15 protein-coding genes are annotated in these 15,827 nt (G+C 55.1%); 14 read left to right on the forward strand and 1 reads right to left on the reverse strand.

Features of this window, described 5'->3' with window-relative positions; translation table 11 throughout:
* Positions 1–2 precede the first annotated feature (2 nt).
* Positions 3–1,706, reverse strand: a complete 1,704-nt coding sequence (locus FKCLFG_RS14025) for a GspE/PulE family protein (RefSeq protein ID WP_472613693.1) — start codon at positions 1,704–1,706, stop codon at positions 3–5.
* A 621-nt stretch (positions 1,707–2,327) separates the two neighbouring features.
* On the opposite strand from FKCLFG_RS14025, the gene FKCLFG_RS14030 reads away from it, so the two are divergent.
* The 14 genes from FKCLFG_RS14030 (at position 2,328) to FKCLFG_RS14095 (ending at position 15,716) form a co-directional block, all read left to right on the forward strand.
* Positions 2,328–2,813, forward strand: coding sequence for a prepilin-type N-terminal cleavage/methylation domain-containing protein (locus FKCLFG_RS14030; protein WP_472613694.1), 486 nt, complete (start codon positions 2,328–2,330; stop codon positions 2,811–2,813).
* Positions 2,814–2,941: 128 nt separating this feature from the next.
* A complete protein-coding gene (locus tag FKCLFG_RS14035) occupies positions 2,942–3,415 on the forward strand; it encodes a prepilin-type N-terminal cleavage/methylation domain-containing protein (protein ID WP_472613695.1) in 474 nt (157 codons plus the stop codon).
* 110 nt (positions 3,416–3,525) lie between these two features.
* Positions 3,526–4,014 carry a GspH/FimT family pseudopilin gene (locus tag FKCLFG_RS14040; RefSeq protein ID WP_472613696.1) on the forward strand — a complete coding sequence of 163 codons (489 nt, stop codon included), beginning with the start codon at positions 3,526–3,528 and terminating at the stop codon, positions 4,012–4,014.
* Positions 4,004–4,573 (forward strand): type IV pilus modification PilV family protein, encoded by a 570-nt coding sequence (locus FKCLFG_RS14045; protein WP_472613697.1) that lies wholly within the window; start codon positions 4,004–4,006, stop codon positions 4,571–4,573. The genes FKCLFG_RS14040 and FKCLFG_RS14045 overlap by 11 nt, the downstream gene beginning before the upstream one ends.
* A gap of 4 nt (positions 4,574–4,577) precedes the next feature.
* Complete coding sequence (locus FKCLFG_RS14050; RefSeq protein ID WP_472613698.1) at positions 4,578–5,426, forward strand: prepilin-type N-terminal cleavage/methylation domain-containing protein; 849 nt, start codon at positions 4,578–4,580, stop codon at positions 5,424–5,426.
* Positions 5,416–5,931 carry a hypothetical protein gene (locus FKCLFG_RS14055; protein ID WP_472613699.1) on the forward strand — a complete coding sequence of 172 codons (516 nt, stop codon included), beginning with the start codon at positions 5,416–5,418 and terminating at the stop codon, positions 5,929–5,931. The genes FKCLFG_RS14050 and FKCLFG_RS14055 overlap by 11 nt, the downstream gene beginning before the upstream one ends.
* Positions 5,932–6,053: 122 nt before the next feature.
* Positions 6,054–9,053, forward strand: a complete 3,000-nt coding sequence (locus FKCLFG_RS14060; RefSeq protein WP_472613700.1) for a DUF6701 domain-containing protein — start codon at positions 6,054–6,056, stop codon at positions 9,051–9,053.
* A 126-nt stretch (positions 9,054–9,179) separates the two neighbouring features.
* Positions 9,180–10,091, forward strand: a complete 912-nt coding sequence (gene pilM / locus FKCLFG_RS14065; RefSeq protein ID WP_472613701.1) for a type IV pilus biogenesis protein PilM — start codon at positions 9,180–9,182, stop codon at positions 10,089–10,091.
* Positions 10,088–10,849, forward strand: a complete 762-nt coding sequence (locus tag FKCLFG_RS14070) for a PilN domain-containing protein (RefSeq protein ID WP_472613702.1) — start codon at positions 10,088–10,090, stop codon at positions 10,847–10,849. Before pilM ends, FKCLFG_RS14070 begins: the two co-directional genes overlap by 4 nt.
* Positions 10,846–11,547, forward strand: a complete 702-nt coding sequence (locus FKCLFG_RS14075; protein WP_472613703.1) for an MSHA biogenesis protein MshJ — start codon at positions 10,846–10,848, stop codon at positions 11,545–11,547. Before FKCLFG_RS14070 ends, FKCLFG_RS14075 begins: the two co-directional genes overlap by 4 nt.
* Positions 11,532–11,900, forward strand: a complete 369-nt coding sequence (locus FKCLFG_RS14080) for an MSHA biogenesis protein MshK (protein WP_472613704.1) — start codon at positions 11,532–11,534, stop codon at positions 11,898–11,900. Before FKCLFG_RS14075 ends, FKCLFG_RS14080 begins: the two co-directional genes overlap by 16 nt.
* Before the next feature lie 29 nt (positions 11,901–11,929).
* Positions 11,930–13,660: a secretin N-terminal domain-containing protein gene (locus tag FKCLFG_RS14085; RefSeq protein WP_472613705.1), complete on the forward strand. Its 1,731-nt coding sequence runs from the start codon at positions 11,930–11,932 to the stop codon at positions 13,658–13,660.
* A 2-nt stretch (positions 13,661–13,662) separates the two neighbouring features.
* Complete coding sequence (locus FKCLFG_RS14090) at positions 13,663–14,556, forward strand: ExeA family protein (RefSeq protein WP_472613706.1); 894 nt, start codon at positions 13,663–13,665, stop codon at positions 14,554–14,556.
* Entirely contained in the window at positions 14,553–15,716 is a 1,164-nt protein-coding gene (locus tag FKCLFG_RS14095; RefSeq protein WP_472613707.1) for a tetratricopeptide repeat protein, read from the forward strand. The genes FKCLFG_RS14090 and FKCLFG_RS14095 overlap by 4 nt, the downstream gene beginning before the upstream one ends.
* Positions 15,717–15,827: the final 111 nt, after the last annotated feature.

Raw genomic sequence — 15,827 nt, forward strand, 5'->3', positions numbered from 1 at the left:
CTTTAGTCCTCAAGCTGGTTGCTGATGCGCATCGCTTCGCCGACCGTGGTTTTTCCTGCGATCACCATTCTCACCGCGTGGCGGCGCAGGGTTTCGCCGGCCATTTGCGCTTGCGCCACCTTGATGAAGGCGGCCGGATCATTGCCATTGGCGGCGTCCGCCACTTCCTGCGTCATTTCGAGCATTTCGTAGACTCCCATGCGGCCGCGAAAACCGGTGCCATTGCAATGCGAGCAGCCGCGTCCATGCCGGTAGCGGTGCGCGCTGACCGTGTCTTTAAGCTCCGCCTTCAACCATTCATGCTCGTGGGTTTGCAATGGATGGTCTTCGCTGCAACTTTCGCAAATCACGCGCACCAGGCGCTGCGCCACCACCGCCTGCAGCGAGCTGCCGACCATATAACCGGGCACGCCCATATCCAGCAAACGCATCGGCGTGCTGATGGCGTCGTTGGTGTGCAAGGTGGACAACACCAGATGGCCGGTCATCGCGGCGCGCATGCCGATCTGGGCCGTTTCCTGGTCGCGCATCTCGCCCACCAGCACCACGTCGGGATCCTGCCGCAACGCCGAGCGCAGCACCCGGGCAAAATTCAGCTCGATTTTGTCGTTGACCTGCACCTGATTGATGCCGGCCAGCCGGTATTCGACCGGGTCCTCGACCGTGATCAGTTTTCGTTCCATGGTGTTGAGCTCGGACAGCGCGCCATACAACGTGGTGGTCTTGCCGCTGCCGGTTGGCCCGGTCACCAGCACCAGCCCGTTCGGGCGCTGCACGATGGCGCGGAAGCGTTTCAGCATGGCTGGCGGCATGCCGATGGCGTCCAGATTGAGCGTGCCGCCGCTTTGGTTGAGCAGGCGCATCACCACCGATTCGCCATATTGGGTCGGCATGGTGGAAATCCGCACGTCGATCTGCTGCTGCTTGACCTTCATCGCAAAGCGGCCATCCTGCGGCATGCGTTTTTCCGAAATGTCGAGCTCCGACATCAGCTTCAGGCGCAATGCCAGCGATGCGGCAATCTTGATATCGGCCTCGGTTTGCAGGTGCAGCACGCCGTCGATGCGAAAGCGAATCTGCAAGCGTTTTTCCTGCGGCTCGATATGGATGTCGGAAGCGCGCACCTGGGTCGCGTCATCGAATACCGATTGCAGCAGCTTGACCACCGGCGCATCCTCCAGGCCCGCGCCCATCCCCAGCGTGCCGAAATCGATGTTGCCGTCGCCCAGATCCCGCTCCAGTTCGCGCGCCAGGCCGGAGATCTCATCGGTGCGGCGATACAGGCGATCAATGGTCTGCAGCAGTTCGCTTTCATTGACCACCGCCAGCGCGATGTCGCGTTTCACCAGACGCGTAATTTCATCATAGGCGAACAGATCGGTGGGGTCGGCCATGCCGATCAGCAGCGCATCGTTGCGCTCGTCGAGTGCGATGGCGCGGAAACGGCGCGCCTGCATTTCAGGCAGCAGGCGCACTGTGTGCGGCTTGATGTTGTAGTGCTTGAGGTTGATGTAAGGGATGTTGAGCTGCCGCGCCAGCGCGCCGGAAATCACCTCTTCCGTCACAAAACCGTTCTCGACAAAAACCCGCCCCAATTTACGCCCGGTACGTTTTTGCTCGCTGAGTGCCAAATTCAGCTGCTCTTCGGACAGCAGTTTTTGCTGCAGCAGGATTTCACCCAAACGAATTTTTTCCGGCCTGGCCATACATGCTCCTTGTAGTTTTTGCCTGGGAAGTTGATGCACCGCATTTTATGCCATGCGGGCGCGGCGGGCCGGGTGGTTTTTGCGCTGATTCGGCATCCCAGCCTACGCCCGCCGCATTGCGCCAGTTCCGCCGGCATTGTTCATGGGCCCTATTTTTTTATCGGATACGGTGGGGTATATGCATAAATAGTGCACTTTGCGCATTACCTAATTGCGTCTCTAAAAAATACGCAGGTATGTATAGTTAAATTTCGGGCCAGCAGCACGAAATGCCTGTATCAGCGATGCCCTATCGAAGCAGCGACCGCTGCCGCAGGCACCGCAGACTGTCCGCCACACTCGCACTATCCGCTTGTACGTTCGGCAAGGATGGCACTCGTTTGAGCGCCACTGTGGCAATGAAGCCACAGTGTTATTGGCGTCAGGAAACTTAAGCCCGAATTTGATTATTAAATATCAACATTTTAGCGAAAAAAATCAATTTCGATTAACCGTCTGTAAAAGGCGACTTCTTCCCATGTAATATTGCAAAACAGAAAATTACTGCTTCGTATTTGTTATTTTGAAGTATTATTTTTTGTACCAGTTTGTCAAAATAATGCACTTTAAAGGGGATTGAAAATGCGAAAAATACGAAACATGCAATCTGGTTTTACTCTCATCGAATTAGTCGTGGTCATCACCATCCTGGGCATCTTGGCCGCGCTGGCGCTGCCAAGGTTCGCCGCGCTGCAAACCGAAGCGCGCATCGCGAAAATGAACGGCGCACTCGGTTCGCTCAAAGCAGCGGCAGCCCTGTCCCATTCCGCGCAATTGACGCAGCAATTGGCGCCTGATACAGCGGTTACGATGGAAAATTCCAACGTCGCAATGACAAACGGTTATCCGACCAGCGGTCTGTTTTCGATAGGCATTGCGGCCGGGTTTGTGGATGCGGCAGGTGCGGTCATAGACGGTTTTGTGCCGACCGCCACCAGCGCGACCGTTTTTACGGTTACGCCCGATACGACGCATGCTAACTGCGCAGTCACCTATACAGTGCCTAATGCCGCCGGCTCTGCTCCGCTTTACAGCAATGCCGGCTTAACTGCAGCAAATTGCCAATAGCACCAATGGCGCGGCATTCAATTGAAATCGATTGAATGCCGCAAAAATTGTACAAGTCGTATAGCTGAATGTAACAAACCCGCATCTGTGGTGCCGGCACTTGGAATTATTTAATAACGGAGTTGGATATGAAGATGAAAATGCGCATGATGAACAAGCAACAATCTGGTTTCACCCTGATCGAGCTGGTGATGGTGATCGTGGTTTTGGGTATTCTGGCGGCGACCGCGTTGCCGAAGTTTGTCAACCTGGGGACCGATGCCCGCGCCGCCGCGATGAAAGCGGTGGAAGGCTCAATGCGCTCCACCAATGCGATCATTTATGCCAAGGCGGCAGTAGCTAACCAGTTAGGTGCCGCATCTGCTACAACTAAGGTAACAATCGATGGTAAAGATATATTGCTAGCTTATGGTTTTGCTCAAGACGCGACTGAGCTGGTCAAAGCAATGGACTTGACTACCGCCGATTTTACGGTCGCTGCGACCGTCGGTAAAACCGTTACCCACAGTGGGGCAATCGATAAGACCAAGTGCCTTGTGACTTATGGCGTTGCCACCGCTACGACACTCCCGACCTATCTTCTCGATTCAACCGGCTGCTGATCCGCAACGCCGCAGCCCGGGCACCATGTCGCGCCCGTGCTGCATCTGTAGTCTGTAAAGAGGCACAGCCTGCCTTGTTCTTGATATCTCTTTTCTTGCCAGAGTAAGCAATGTTTCCACGCGCTTCGCATGGCTTTACCCTCGTCGAACTTATCATGGTGCTGATTATCACCGGCATCCTGGCCGCAGTCGTGGCGCCAAAGTTGATGGATAACAGCGACATCCAGGCGCGTGGGTTTGCCGATCAGGTGCAAGCTTCGCTGCGTTACGCGCAAAAAACTGCGATTGCACAACGCCGCTTTGTTTGCGCTGCGTTTACGTCCAACAGAATTACCCTGACCATCAATGCGACAGCGGCGTGCCTGCCGGGAACCGCTCTGGCTCTGGCTTCGGCGGACGGCAAGCCAACGTCTGTCGTTGCCGCCCCTTCCGCCATCACGTTTGTCACCGCTCCTCCAGGCATCGCGGTTCCCACCACACCGCCCGATTTCAGCTTTGATGCGCTGGGCAGACCCAGCCCGAATGCGCAACAAACCATCCGTATAGCCGGTGCCGCCAGCGCCATCACCGTGGAACGCGAGACCGGCTATGTCCACTGAGTACCGGCAAAGAGGCATCTCGCTGATCGAACTGATCATGTTCATCGTGATCGTCAGCGTCGGCATTGCCGGCATCCTGTCGGTGATGAACGTCACCACGAAAAACAGCGCCGATCCGCTGCTGCGCAAGCAGGCGCTGGCGATAGCCGAATCACTGCTGGAAGAAATCGAGTTGCAGCCGTTCACTTATTGCGATCCGGATGATCCTCTAGCATCAGATGCGCGTGGCGCAGCGGTCGATGCTCCCGGTGCTCCTGGTTGCACTAGCGCAGCAACCATTCAAGGAATCGCGCCTCAAGCAGGCGAAGGCCGCTATGCGGCGCCTCAATTTGATAATGTTGGAGACTATAACGGCTTCGCCATGGCAGGCATTCGCGACATCGGCAATGCCCCCATTGTCGGCCTGGGCGCTTACAACGCATCAGTTGCCATCGTGCAGGTGGGCGGAACATTCGCCCTTCCAGCTAATGACGTATTGCAAATTGGTGTACGAGTCGTCTCAGGCAATACCGATATCACTCTCACCGGCTACCGCTTCCGTTATGCGCCAAAGTCCTAATCCGATGCAAACTGCCATGACCCAGCGCCAGCGCCAGCGCGGTTTTACCCTGATCGAAGCGATCATGGTCATTACCATTACCGGGATTCTTGGGGGAATGGTGGCGATCTTCATCCGCACCCCGATTCAGAGCTATTTCGATGTCGAACGGCGCGCAGAAATGACCGACACCGCCGACACCGCATTACGCCGCATAGGGCGCGATGTGCGGCTGGCGTTGCCGAATAGCGTGCGCACCGTTGGCGCCTCGCCACTGTGTATGGAATATCTGCCAACCGTGAGCGGTGGACGCTACCGCGCGGAGGCTCCCGGTACTGCGCTGGATTTTTCGGCCCCGACCAAAACTTTCGACGTGCTGTCACCCTTGAATCCAGTTCCGGCTGTCGGCGACCAGCTGGTGGTCTACAACCTCGGCATACCTGGCGCGGATGCGTATTCCGGCGTGAACCGGGCCACCATTGCAGCTCCCCTTGCTGCGAACAGCATCACGCTAACTGCGGCCACGCAGTTTCCGTTCGCTTCCCCCGGCAACCGCTTTCAGGTGATACCGGATGCAGAACAGGCAGTTTTTTACGTATGCACCAATAGCGGAACCGGGATTGATGCCGCCGGCAATGGCAATGGCGCCTTGTATCGTTTATCGCACTACGGGATTAATGCAGCCGATCCGGCGGCCTGCCCTGCCATACCGGCCAACGCACCGATGCTGGCACAAAATGTCAGTGCCTGCAATTTCACCTATACAGTCGGGGCAGAGCAACGCAACAGCCTGGTCTCGATGCGGATTGCCGTTACAAAAAACAATGAAACGGTCAGTCTTTACCATGAGGTACATGTCAGCAATGTGCCTTAAACACACCCCAATCACCGCAATATGCAATCCCCTGCCCGGCGACCAGCGCGGCTTTGCGCTGGTGTCGGCTATTTTTCTAATAGTGATATTGGCCGCTCTGGGCACATTCATGGTCACCCTCTCGACGGTTCAGCACACCACTTCCGTCCAGGATATGCAGGGCAGCCGCGCCTATCAGGCGGCGCGGGCCGGGATCGACTGGGGCGCGTATCAGGTGCTGATGCCCGAAAACAACACTACTCTGACACAGTATTTTTGCCCACCGCCACTTAAGAAAACGACAGCGCTCAATAATCTGGCCGGTTCATTGGCAGGCTTTGTCGTTACTGTCGAATGTATTGAGTCTGACGTCTTACCTTTTACGGAAGGTGCCAATCAGATTCGCGCCTACCAGCTCACGTCCACAGCCAGACTCGGTACAGCGGGCAGCGCCTATTACATCGAACGGCAGATATCCGCATCGATCAGCACTTGCCGGACAAACGGCGCGCCTTGCGGGGATTGAGCAGAGCAGACAAGAAACCGAGATGAACTAATTATTTATAATGGGGTATAGGCAAAAAAAGTTCCTTATCCGCATATATTTAGTGGCATTGAAAAAATACTGATCAAACATAAAGATTTTCGATGATTACATTCTGCTGCGCGCAATTACACCGTAGTCTGGCTTCAATTTTACGTGACCGCACCAACCTGCCCAGCGCCCGATTGCCCGTCCAGCGTGAACCCTCAACGCTGCTGCGCCTCAGACTCTTGTGCCGCATCGCGTCATTGAGCGCCGCCGCGCGCCGTCGGATATTCCTGCTCGTCGCGCTGCCGATGTTGTTGCTGGCCGCTTTGACGGCACAGGCGACGGACTATACATTTTCTCCATCATCTAAAGACCTGCCTGCAGGCTGTAGCCGCGACAAGGGCGACGCAGCCAGCTCCTACACTTGCGGCGCATTGACTCTTGCCTCAGGCGACACAGTCGCCATTAAATCGCCAAAGACGATCACCATCACTTTCACCGGCGCATTCGTTACCGGTGCCGGCGTCTTCATTAATTCAGGGGGAAGCCCCTCCGACCTCGACCTTGTGGTTAACGGCGCGGTCACCCTGGGCGCCGGCTCCACTTTGAACGCGAACCTGCAAACTCTCGGAGCCGGCGCCGTCACCATCGGTGCGAACAGTTGGATTAGCGGCAACGTCAGTACCGAAACGGGCTTCGTCAAAATAGGGGCAGCAACCATACCGCCCCCAGCACCACCGACACCGCAACAGACAGGGATTGGCGGCAATGTCAGCACCATTACCGGCTATGTATCAATGGGGGCTGATTCAGTAATCAACGGCTCGGTCACCACACAGAGCGCCGGCTACGTCACACTGGGGGCTAGTGCAAAAGTCGGTGGCCCTATCGCCACGCTTGGCGCTGGCTACGTCACCCTAGGGGCTAGTGCACAGGTCAGTGGCTCGATCACAGCCAGTGGCACCACCGGCGCCGACTATGTCACAACCGGGGCTGGAGCCGTCGTCAGCGGCAATATCAGCACCGCCGGTAGTTACATCACCCTCGGTGCCAGTACCCAGGTCAGCGGCAATATCAGCGCCAAGACTAGTTACATCGTCGTCGGTGCTACTTGTATAGTCGGCGGCCAGATAGCCATGAATGATCCCACGCCGAGCTACATCACTATCGGTGCGTCGAGCAGAGTCTATGCCGTGTGCTGCAACGGCAAAGATGCGAGCTGCGTAACTAACGGCTCGGGCATACTGCCGGAGCCGTTAGTATGTGGAGCGCCTGGTTCTGGGGGCTCCAATGCCGCTAATTTTGCATGCATGGAGAAAAGTGCTGGCTACAATAATTTGGTGAGCAATCCCCTTTTGCGCAATCCTTTGTATACCAAGCTTGCGGACACTAACTTCATGTTCGACATCGCCGCGCTCAAGACGGACGGTGCGATAGAAACTGCTTACGCCTCTACATCCAACAAAAGTGTAACGGTGGAACTGGTGGATGGCGCTGGCACTACTGCCTGCGCCAGTCGTACCGCCGTCACCCCAGCCATTTCCCAGACACTTATTTTTGCCGCAGCCGATCAGGGGCGCAAAGCTACCGCCAATATGACGGTCAGTAAAGCCTATTCCAATCTGCGCTGCCGGGTGACGGATGCCAGTAAGTCGCCCAGCATCGTCGGTTGTTCGTCTGACCAGTTTTCGGTCCGTCCAAGTGCTTTCTCGGTGAGTTCGAGCGCAAACGCCGATGCCATTGGCGCAAGTTCCACCGCAACGCCTGCGGTGAAGGCGGGTGCAACATTCACGCTAACTGCCAGCACTTTGTCATCCTACGATGGAACGCCAAAAATTGATTTGAGCAAGCTTGCCGCGCACTCTGGCGCGGGCCGGGCCGGGTCGCTTAACGGGAGTTTCGGTGCGGCGACTTCGGGCACGGGAGTGGCAACGGGGAGCCTCACCTATTCCGAAGTCGGCTACTTCAATTTAGCGCCCGGAGGTGTCTACGATGACACGCTCACTATTGTCGATCAGACAAACGATTGCACAGACAATTTTTCCAATACGCTGGTCGCTGGCAAGTACGGCTGCAAGTTCGGGAACACATCGACTACGAACTATTTCGGTCGCTTCATTCCTGACCATTTCTTGGTTGAATCCGGCGCAGTAGTCAACCGGCAGCCAGCGAACTGCGCCATCCCATCCAATTTCACTTACGCCGGCGAGGAGATGCAGGTAAAGGACTTCAAACTGACTGCCTACAATGGTTTGGCAACGCCGACGGTGACGAAAAATTACTCGGGAGTTTTTGCCAAGTTTGACGGCAGCGCTATCAGCAACTTCAGTTTTGCTGCGGTTGACCTGCCGGATTTGACGCTGCCGAATAACGCCAAAGCTTTTGTCAATGGGATCGGCGCGGGCGAACTTGGTCTGGTGTCGTCCAGTGGCAGTTGGGCTACTGGCATCGACGGCGGGGTCGGCACATTTACCGCCAACCTTAAATTGAACCGTGCCGCGACCCCGGATGGGCCCTACGAATCCTTCCGCATTGGCATTGCGCCAGTCGATCCCGATGGAGTGACTATCCTCCTGGCCGGCAAGAATCTCGACATAACCGCCCCGGCTGATGGCACTTCCGACAAAGTGCTGATCGGTAGTTCCATAGTTCGCCATGGGCGCATGGCGCTTTCCAATGCGCATGGGTCGGAGCTGCTTGCCTTGCCGATTCCAATGAAAGTGCAGTATTACAAAACGGGATCAGGCTGGATAACCAACACCGACGATAGTTGTACACCGATCACCTTACCTGCCAGCATTGGTATTAGTTATGCTGCTTTGACCGCAAAAAACAAATTGTCCGCGACAGGCAGCAGCGTAAAAGCGTATCTGAAGAATACATCAGGCATTGTCAAAGACAATCGCCTATCGTTGGCGAATCCAGCCAATTCAGCCATTGGCCCAGGAAGTGGATATGTCGATGTGTATTTCGATCTTGCAACCATGCCATGGCTCAATTTCAACTGGAAAGGAAAGCTTACCCCAACAGCAGCGGAGTTAAACCCCACTGCCCGCGCGACCTTCGGTACGTACAAAAATGCCAAGGAATTCATCTACATACGGGAAATGTATTAAGCACCAAATCGCGCCGGCAATTGACAAGCGCGGTGTAGTAACTTAACTTCTGAAACTATTTTATAGAGCGCGAGCAAGGGTTTATTTGTGGGCTTATTCGGTAAAACCAAGAAAAATTCCGGCTGGATGGCTATTAGCTGCCAATCCGATGGCATTTTCGTTGCCTATGTAAACAGGCCAGCATCAGGCAAGCCGCTGGTGGAATTATTTTCTTTTTATCCTGCTGATAAGGCAGCGTACCCGGCTGCGCTCGATAAACTCGCAAAAGAACTGCATGCGGATCGTTATCAATGCTCGCACTTGCTGACTTCCGGTGAGTACCAGTTGCTATCACTGGATGCGCCGAATGTGCCGCCTGACGAGCTCAAGAATGCAATCCGCTGGAGCATCAAGGACATGCTGGATTATCACGTTGATGACGCCACTATCGATGTGCTGGCGGTGCCGCTCGACAAGGACGGGCCGGCGCGCAGCAATACCCTGTTTGCCGTGGCGGCCCGCAATCAATTGATCGGACAACGCCAGGCCCTGTTCGAGGGAGCAAAAATCGCGTTGCGCGTGATCGATATTCCGGAGATGGCGCAACGTAATATTTCCGCGTTGCTGGAGCCGGAAGGACGCGCCATCGCGCTGTTGTCGTTTAATGCTGAAGGTGGATTGATTACCATCACTTTTGGCGGTGAACTGTATCTTTCACGGCGCATCGACATGACCGTGATGCAACTGCAGCAGGCTGACGGATCGCACATGACGGCTCTGCATGAACGCATCACGCTGGAGCTGCAGCGCTCGCTGGATCACTTCGACCGGCAATATCATGCGATGCCATTATCCAAATTATTACTCTCCCCAATGGGTCCGGAGGGAGCCGGTCTGCAAGAGTACCTGGCCGCTAATTTGTATACCCCGGTGGAGACCTTAGATCTGGAATCGGTTCTGGATTTTTCCAAGGCGCCGGAACTGAATAATGTTGAATCACAGCAACGCTATTTCATGGTGCTTGGGGCCGCCCTGCGCCATGAGAAGAGGGCGCTATGAGTCAGCAGATCAATCTCTTCAATCCGATTTTCCTGAAGCAGAAAAAATATTTTTCTGCGGTGGCCATGGCGCAAGCTCTGGGTTTGATATTGCTTGGCGCGTTGTTTCTGTCTGCCTATTCACGCTATCAATTTTCCGGCATACGCACGGAGGCGACCAATACGGCAGCGCAATTAGACCGGGTACAGCTGCAGTTAAACATGGTCAAAGCGGAATATGCGCCACGCCAAAAAAGTCAGGCGCTCGAAGACGGCGTCAGGACAACAGACGCGGAAGTGAAGTCCTTGCAACTGGTATTCGATACCCTGCAAAAAGGCGACATTGGCAATACCAAAGGATATTCAGCTTATTTACGCGCATTTGCGCATCAAATCGTGGATGGATTGTGGCTCACCGGCTTCACCATTGTGGGCGCCGGTACCGAGTTGGGCTTGCAAGGGCGCGCGCTGCGGCCGGAGTTGGTGCCGGCTTACATCAATCGGCTAAAACAGGAGCCTGCCATCCAGGGGAAAACTTTTTCCACTTTAGAAATACAGTTGCCGCAGGGACCAGGCAATAAAGTGCCTTCAGCAAGCGCCCTTTTCGCGGCAGCGCCGTATGTTGAATTTGATCTGCACTCCTCCGGCATAGTGAAAAATACAGCGACATCTGCTTTGCCAAACGCCCCTACAGCGCCGGAAGCTTATATTGCGTCCCACTTGCCACCGCCAAAAACGGCCAAGGAATCAGCAGAATCGCCTGGAGCAAAAAGCCAATGAAGCAAACGCTACAACGATTTATCCTGAAAATTGATGCGATGAGCCTGCGCGAACGCATCATGATCTTTGCCGGAACGGCACTGACATTGATGTTGTTGCTCAACACACTATTGTTCGACCCGCAATTCGCACAGCAGAAGATTTTGTCGCAACAAATACAATCGGACCAGTCAAAAATTGCCCAGATGCAGACCGAGATTCAACAAAAAGTGGCGTCACAAGTGTCCGACCCGGATGCCGCCAATAAGGTACTCCTGCAAAAATTGCAACAGCAGTCCCAGCAAATGCATGCTGACTTGCTGGGCTTGAACGATGTATTGGTCAAGCCGGAGTACATGGCTTCGTTGCTGGAAGCTATTTTGAAGCGCAACGGTAGCTTGCGCCTGATTTCACTCAATACCCTGCCTGTGAGTAGTTTGATGCCAGTTGCGGCCAACACGGCGACAGTTCCGGCAGAAAAAGCCGTGCCAGCAGCAGCGCAAAGCGCGCCGGGCACCGGCGAGATTTACAAGCACGGCGTGGAAATTGTGCTGCAGGGGAAATATCTGGACATGCTGGCTTATACGTCGGCCCTGGAAGCGATGCCGTGGCAGTTGTTCTGGGGCAAGGCAAAGATGCAAGCAGAAACCTATCCGGAAGCAACCTTGAGCCTGACTCTGTTCACCCTGAGCCTGGATAAAAAATGGCTAAACCTGTGAGCCTGTCCGGCAAGAGCATCGTGCTGCAGGCGTGCTTGTGGCTGTTGACGTCACTGGCCGTCGCACAGACAATCCCGGACCCGACGCGGCCGCCGGACTCGATCGGCGCGGGACGCGGGGAAGCGGCAGCATCGGCTGTCGCTGGTCCGGTGCTGCAATCGGTGCTGATTTCTCCGGGCAGAAAAATGGCCATCATCAGCGGCCAGACGGTGAAACTGCATGAGAAATTCGGCGACTCTCGCCTGATTCATATTGGTGAAACAGAAGTCATTCTGCGCAATGGCAAGACAGAACAAACATTGAAACTTTTTCCCGATATCAAGATGCGGCCAGCGATGCACTCCGCTCGCTAAAATGTGAATCAACAGGCTTTAGATAAAGAATGCAAAAGACACTATTAAGCTTCCTGATTATAGGATTGACAGGATGCGTTTCACCTGCCCCGCAACGTGAAACGTATGATTTGATCAATGCGGAAATGAACAAGGCAGTGGAAACCAAGGCCAAGCCGGCGCAGCAGGATGCGGTTTTCGCCGCGCTGTTGCCGCCGCTGAAAATTGAAATGCCAAAAACCCGGCAGCCGCTGGAAGAACGATTCAATTTGTCGTTCAACAATGCGCCGGCGCAGCAGTTTTTCATGGGGATAGTGTCGGGCACGCGTTACAACATGCTGGTGCATCCTGACGTCACCGGCACCATCTCGGCCAATCTCAAGGACGTCACCTTGTTCGAGGCGCTGGATGCAGTGCGCGAGCTTTACGGCTATGAATACAAGGTGGAAGGGGCGCGCATTTACGTTAAGCCGTTGAGCATACAAACCAGCATTTTCCAGGTCAATTACCTCAACAGCAATCGCAAAGGCTCATCCGATATCCGCGTGATTTCGGGCTCGGTAAGCGATGTGACATCCAATAGTTCAGGTATGGGTGGCGCATCGGCTTCCGCCTCTGGAACGACTACCCATGCGGTTGAAAGCAGCAAGATCAGCACCTCTTCCAATAACGATTTTTGGGCGGAGCTGAGAGCATCGCTGGAAGCCATCGTCGGAAACAAAGACGGGCGCAGTGTGGTCATCAGCCCGCAGTCGGGGGTAGTGGTGATTCGCGCGATGTCGGACGAATTACGCAATGTGTCCACTTTTTTGAAGGCGACGCAATTGTCAGTGGATCGCCAGGTGATTCTGGAAGCCAAGATCATGGAAGTGGAGTTGAATGACAACTTTCAATCGGGCATTAACTGGGCCTCGTTTGCGTCGCTCAATGCGATTAAAAACAGCCGTTCATCGCTCGGATTTGTCTCGCCCGGGTCAACCTTGGCGCCATTGCCGCTGGATGGGAGCAATCCGGCTGCCTTAACTAGCGGGGGCGCCAATGCCCTCAATGCGGTCAGCGGTATCGCATTGAATGCGGCTGGCACAGCGGCGGGTTCTCTGTTTGGTCTGGCTTTTCAGACCAGTAATTTCGCGGCGCTGATTTCATTCCTGGAGTCGCAAGGCACGGTGCATGTGCTATCCAGCCCGCGGATTGCGACCATGAACAATCAAAAAGCGGTATTGAAAGTCGGTACCGACGAATTTTTTGTAACGAAGCTCACCACAACCCCCGGCACCAGTTCAGGCAGCACTACGCAATTACCGATAACGACAGTGGATGTGCAGCCGTTCTTTTCAGGCGTGTCGCTCGATGTCACGCCGCAAATCGACGCAAACGGCAATATCACGCTGCATGTCCATCCTTCTGTCAGCAAAGTCACTACGGTCGACAAAACCATCAATTTGGGGGCAAATAATGGCGTCTTGAGCCTGCCCTTGGCTTCCAGCGCCATTTCCGAGACCGATAGTGTGGTGCGCGGCCAGGATGGACGCATCATTGCGATCGGTGGCCTGATGCGGCAATCCTCGTCGTCGGATCGTTCGCAAGTGCCGGGTGCCGGCGATGTCCCGGTGTTGGGCAACCTGTTCCGCAACACCGGCCGGGTTTCGCAAAAACGCGAACTGGTCATCTTGCTCAAGCCGACCGTGATTCAGGGCGAAGATAGCTGGGCGCAAGACATGCTCGATAGCCAGCGCCGGATTCAAGGCTTGGCGCCGCGTGATGCGCCGGGGACGTACTAGGGATGTACCAGGCACATTTCTGTTTGCGCGAATTGCCATTTGGGATTACTCCGGACACCAGCTTTTTTTTTGGGTGCGCCAGTTACCAGGCAGCGTTGAATACGCTGCTGATTGCAACAAATAGTGGTGAAGGTTTCATCAAGATCACCGGTGAGGTCGGCACCGGCAAAACCTTGTTATGCCGCAAGTTCATGGCTTCGCTGGATGCGAGTTTTGTTACCGCGTATATGCCGAACCCCTATCTTGAACCGCGCACCTTTATGCTGGCGTTGGCCGACAAGCTGGAAATTCTTCTGGAAAAAGATATCGACCAATATCAGTTGATGAAATCAATCAATCATCGTCTGCTGGAGTTGGCGCGCCTCGGAAAAAAAGTGGTGCTGTGCCTGGATGAAGCACAGGCGATGCCTTTGGAAAGCCTCGAGGCGCTGCGCCTGCTGACCAATCTGGAAACCGAGAAAAGAAAATTATTACAAATCGTGTTGTTCGGTCAGCCGGAATTAAACCTCAAATTGCAAAAAAACGCGATCCGGCAGCTGACCCAGCGCATCACGTTTCACTATGAAATTGCGCCGTTGAGCAAGAGCGATATGGCGTTTTATATCGATCATCGCCTGCATATTGCCGGCTTTACCGGCAGCCGCTTGTTTAGCCCTGGCGCTCTGCGCCGGCTGTACGCGGCCAGCGGCGGCATCCCGCGGCTGGTGAATATTCTGGCGCATAAATCCCTGATGGCGGCCTACGGCGAAGGTCGGCAACAAGTTCGTGCAGGTCACGTCAAAATGGCGGCTCGGGATACTGGTTCAGTAAAAAAGGTTTCCTGGGTTTGGTGGCTGCTGGGCGGCTCGACATTGCTTTTTGCTGTTATCAATATGGCTTGGAATTATTTCAGATGAGTCTCATCAATCAAATGCTGCAGGATCTGGACCAGCGTGGATCTGGCGCCGTGGGTAGCAGCGTAGCGCAAGCCGATATCAGGCCAGTGCCCGGGCCAGGCAACAGATTGCGACTGGCATTGTGGGCAGCGCTGTTGTTGACCGCATTATTGGCTGCCGGTATTGCGTGGTTGCTTTGGCGTCACGCCGCGCCTGTACCTGTGATTGCGGCAGCCAAACCCGCCGTGCCGGTGTCAGCACCGCCATCGCCGCAGAATATGCTGCCGCGCGCCAGCATCGTTCCCGATCAGCTGGAGCCACAGGAAAAAAATACGGTTGTCGCAGTGTCGGCAGCGCCAGACGCCCCCGTCCCAGCCGTAATCGAATCATTAGCGGAAAAGCCGCCCGAAACCAAACCTGCGCCAGTCAAATCCCCAACTGTGACGATAGCTGCCAAACCGCCAGTCGCTGCAGTGACGGCACCGGCTGCAGCGGCAGCAGCGCCTGCGGTGCCGGCTAATGTCAATAAAGACGCCAAAAAGTCCGGGGAAGGCAGCGCAGACGAAGCCGGGGATAGCGATAAATTCAAGCATGCCAAAGAGGTCACGCCGCAGCAAACCACTGAAAATTCTTATCGCCAAGCCATAGCGCGCATCGATGCCGGACAACCGGCAGAAGCCATCGAGATCCTGGAGCAAGTCTTGCAGCGCAATCCGAAACATGCGCCAGCGCGCCAGACTCTGGTGGGCTTGCTGCTGGAGGGCAAGCGTCAGGATGATGCGGTGCGCGCATTACGGGAAGGCTTGAACATCGATCCAGCCCAGTCGGGAATGGCCATGATTTTGGCGCGCCTTCAGGTGGAACGCGGCAATCTGCGGCCGGCGCTGGAAACCTTGCAACGCACCCTGCCGCATGCCGCGGATCAAGCGGATTACCAGGCCTTCCTGGCCGCCTTGCTGCAGCGTGAAAAACGCCACAAGGAAGCGGCTGCGCATTATGCGGTTGCCTTACGCAAAGTCCCGCAAAACGGCCTCTGGTGGATGGGCTACGGCATCTCGCTGCAAGCAGATAATCGCCTGGCGGAAGCGCAGGATGCGTTTACACGCGCCAAGGCATCCGATATGTTGTCTGCTGAATTGCAAGCATTTGTGGATCAGAAGTTGAGGCAGATGCAGCCCTGATGTGGTTATTCAGGAATAGCTGCCCACGCTGCAGCAATAGCCGGGCGTTTTTTACATATTTATTTGAGTATATTTTATATTACCAATAAAAATATGCATGAAATGCCATGA

The organism is Gelidimonas denitrificans, from assembly GCF_055694065.1.

Coding starts and splice junctions, on each gene's coding strand:
- FKCLFG_RS14025 (WP_472613693.1), bottom strand. CDS start 1,706: ATGGCCAGGCCGGAAAAAATTCGTTTGGGTGAAATCCTGCTGCAGCAA.
- FKCLFG_RS14030 (WP_472613694.1), top strand. CDS start 2,328: ATGCGAAAAATACGAAACATGCAATCTGGTTTTACTCTCATCGAATTA.
- FKCLFG_RS14035 (WP_472613695.1), top strand. CDS start 2,942: ATGAAGATGAAAATGCGCATGATGAACAAGCAACAATCTGGTTTCACC.
- FKCLFG_RS14040 (WP_472613696.1), top strand. CDS start 3,526: ATGTTTCCACGCGCTTCGCATGGCTTTACCCTCGTCGAACTTATCATG.
- FKCLFG_RS14045 (WP_472613697.1), top strand. CDS start 4,004: ATGTCCACTGAGTACCGGCAAAGAGGCATCTCGCTGATCGAACTGATC.
- FKCLFG_RS14050 (WP_472613698.1), top strand. CDS start 4,578: ATGCAAACTGCCATGACCCAGCGCCAGCGCCAGCGCGGTTTTACCCTG.
- FKCLFG_RS14055 (WP_472613699.1), top strand. CDS start 5,416: ATGTGCCTTAAACACACCCCAATCACCGCAATATGCAATCCCCTGCCC.
- FKCLFG_RS14060 (WP_472613700.1), top strand. CDS start 6,054: ATGATTACATTCTGCTGCGCGCAATTACACCGTAGTCTGGCTTCAATT.
- pilM (WP_472613701.1), top strand. CDS start 9,180: ATGGCTATTAGCTGCCAATCCGATGGCATTTTCGTTGCCTATGTAAAC.
- FKCLFG_RS14070 (WP_472613702.1), top strand. CDS start 10,088: ATGAGTCAGCAGATCAATCTCTTCAATCCGATTTTCCTGAAGCAGAAA.
- FKCLFG_RS14075 (WP_472613703.1), top strand. CDS start 10,846: ATGAAGCAAACGCTACAACGATTTATCCTGAAAATTGATGCGATGAGC.
- FKCLFG_RS14080 (WP_472613704.1), top strand. CDS start 11,532: ATGGCTAAACCTGTGAGCCTGTCCGGCAAGAGCATCGTGCTGCAGGCG.
- FKCLFG_RS14085 (WP_472613705.1), top strand. CDS start 11,930: ATGCAAAAGACACTATTAAGCTTCCTGATTATAGGATTGACAGGATGC.
- FKCLFG_RS14090 (WP_472613706.1), top strand. CDS start 13,663: ATGTACCAGGCACATTTCTGTTTGCGCGAATTGCCATTTGGGATTACT.
- FKCLFG_RS14095 (WP_472613707.1), top strand. CDS start 14,553: ATGAGTCTCATCAATCAAATGCTGCAGGATCTGGACCAGCGTGGATCT.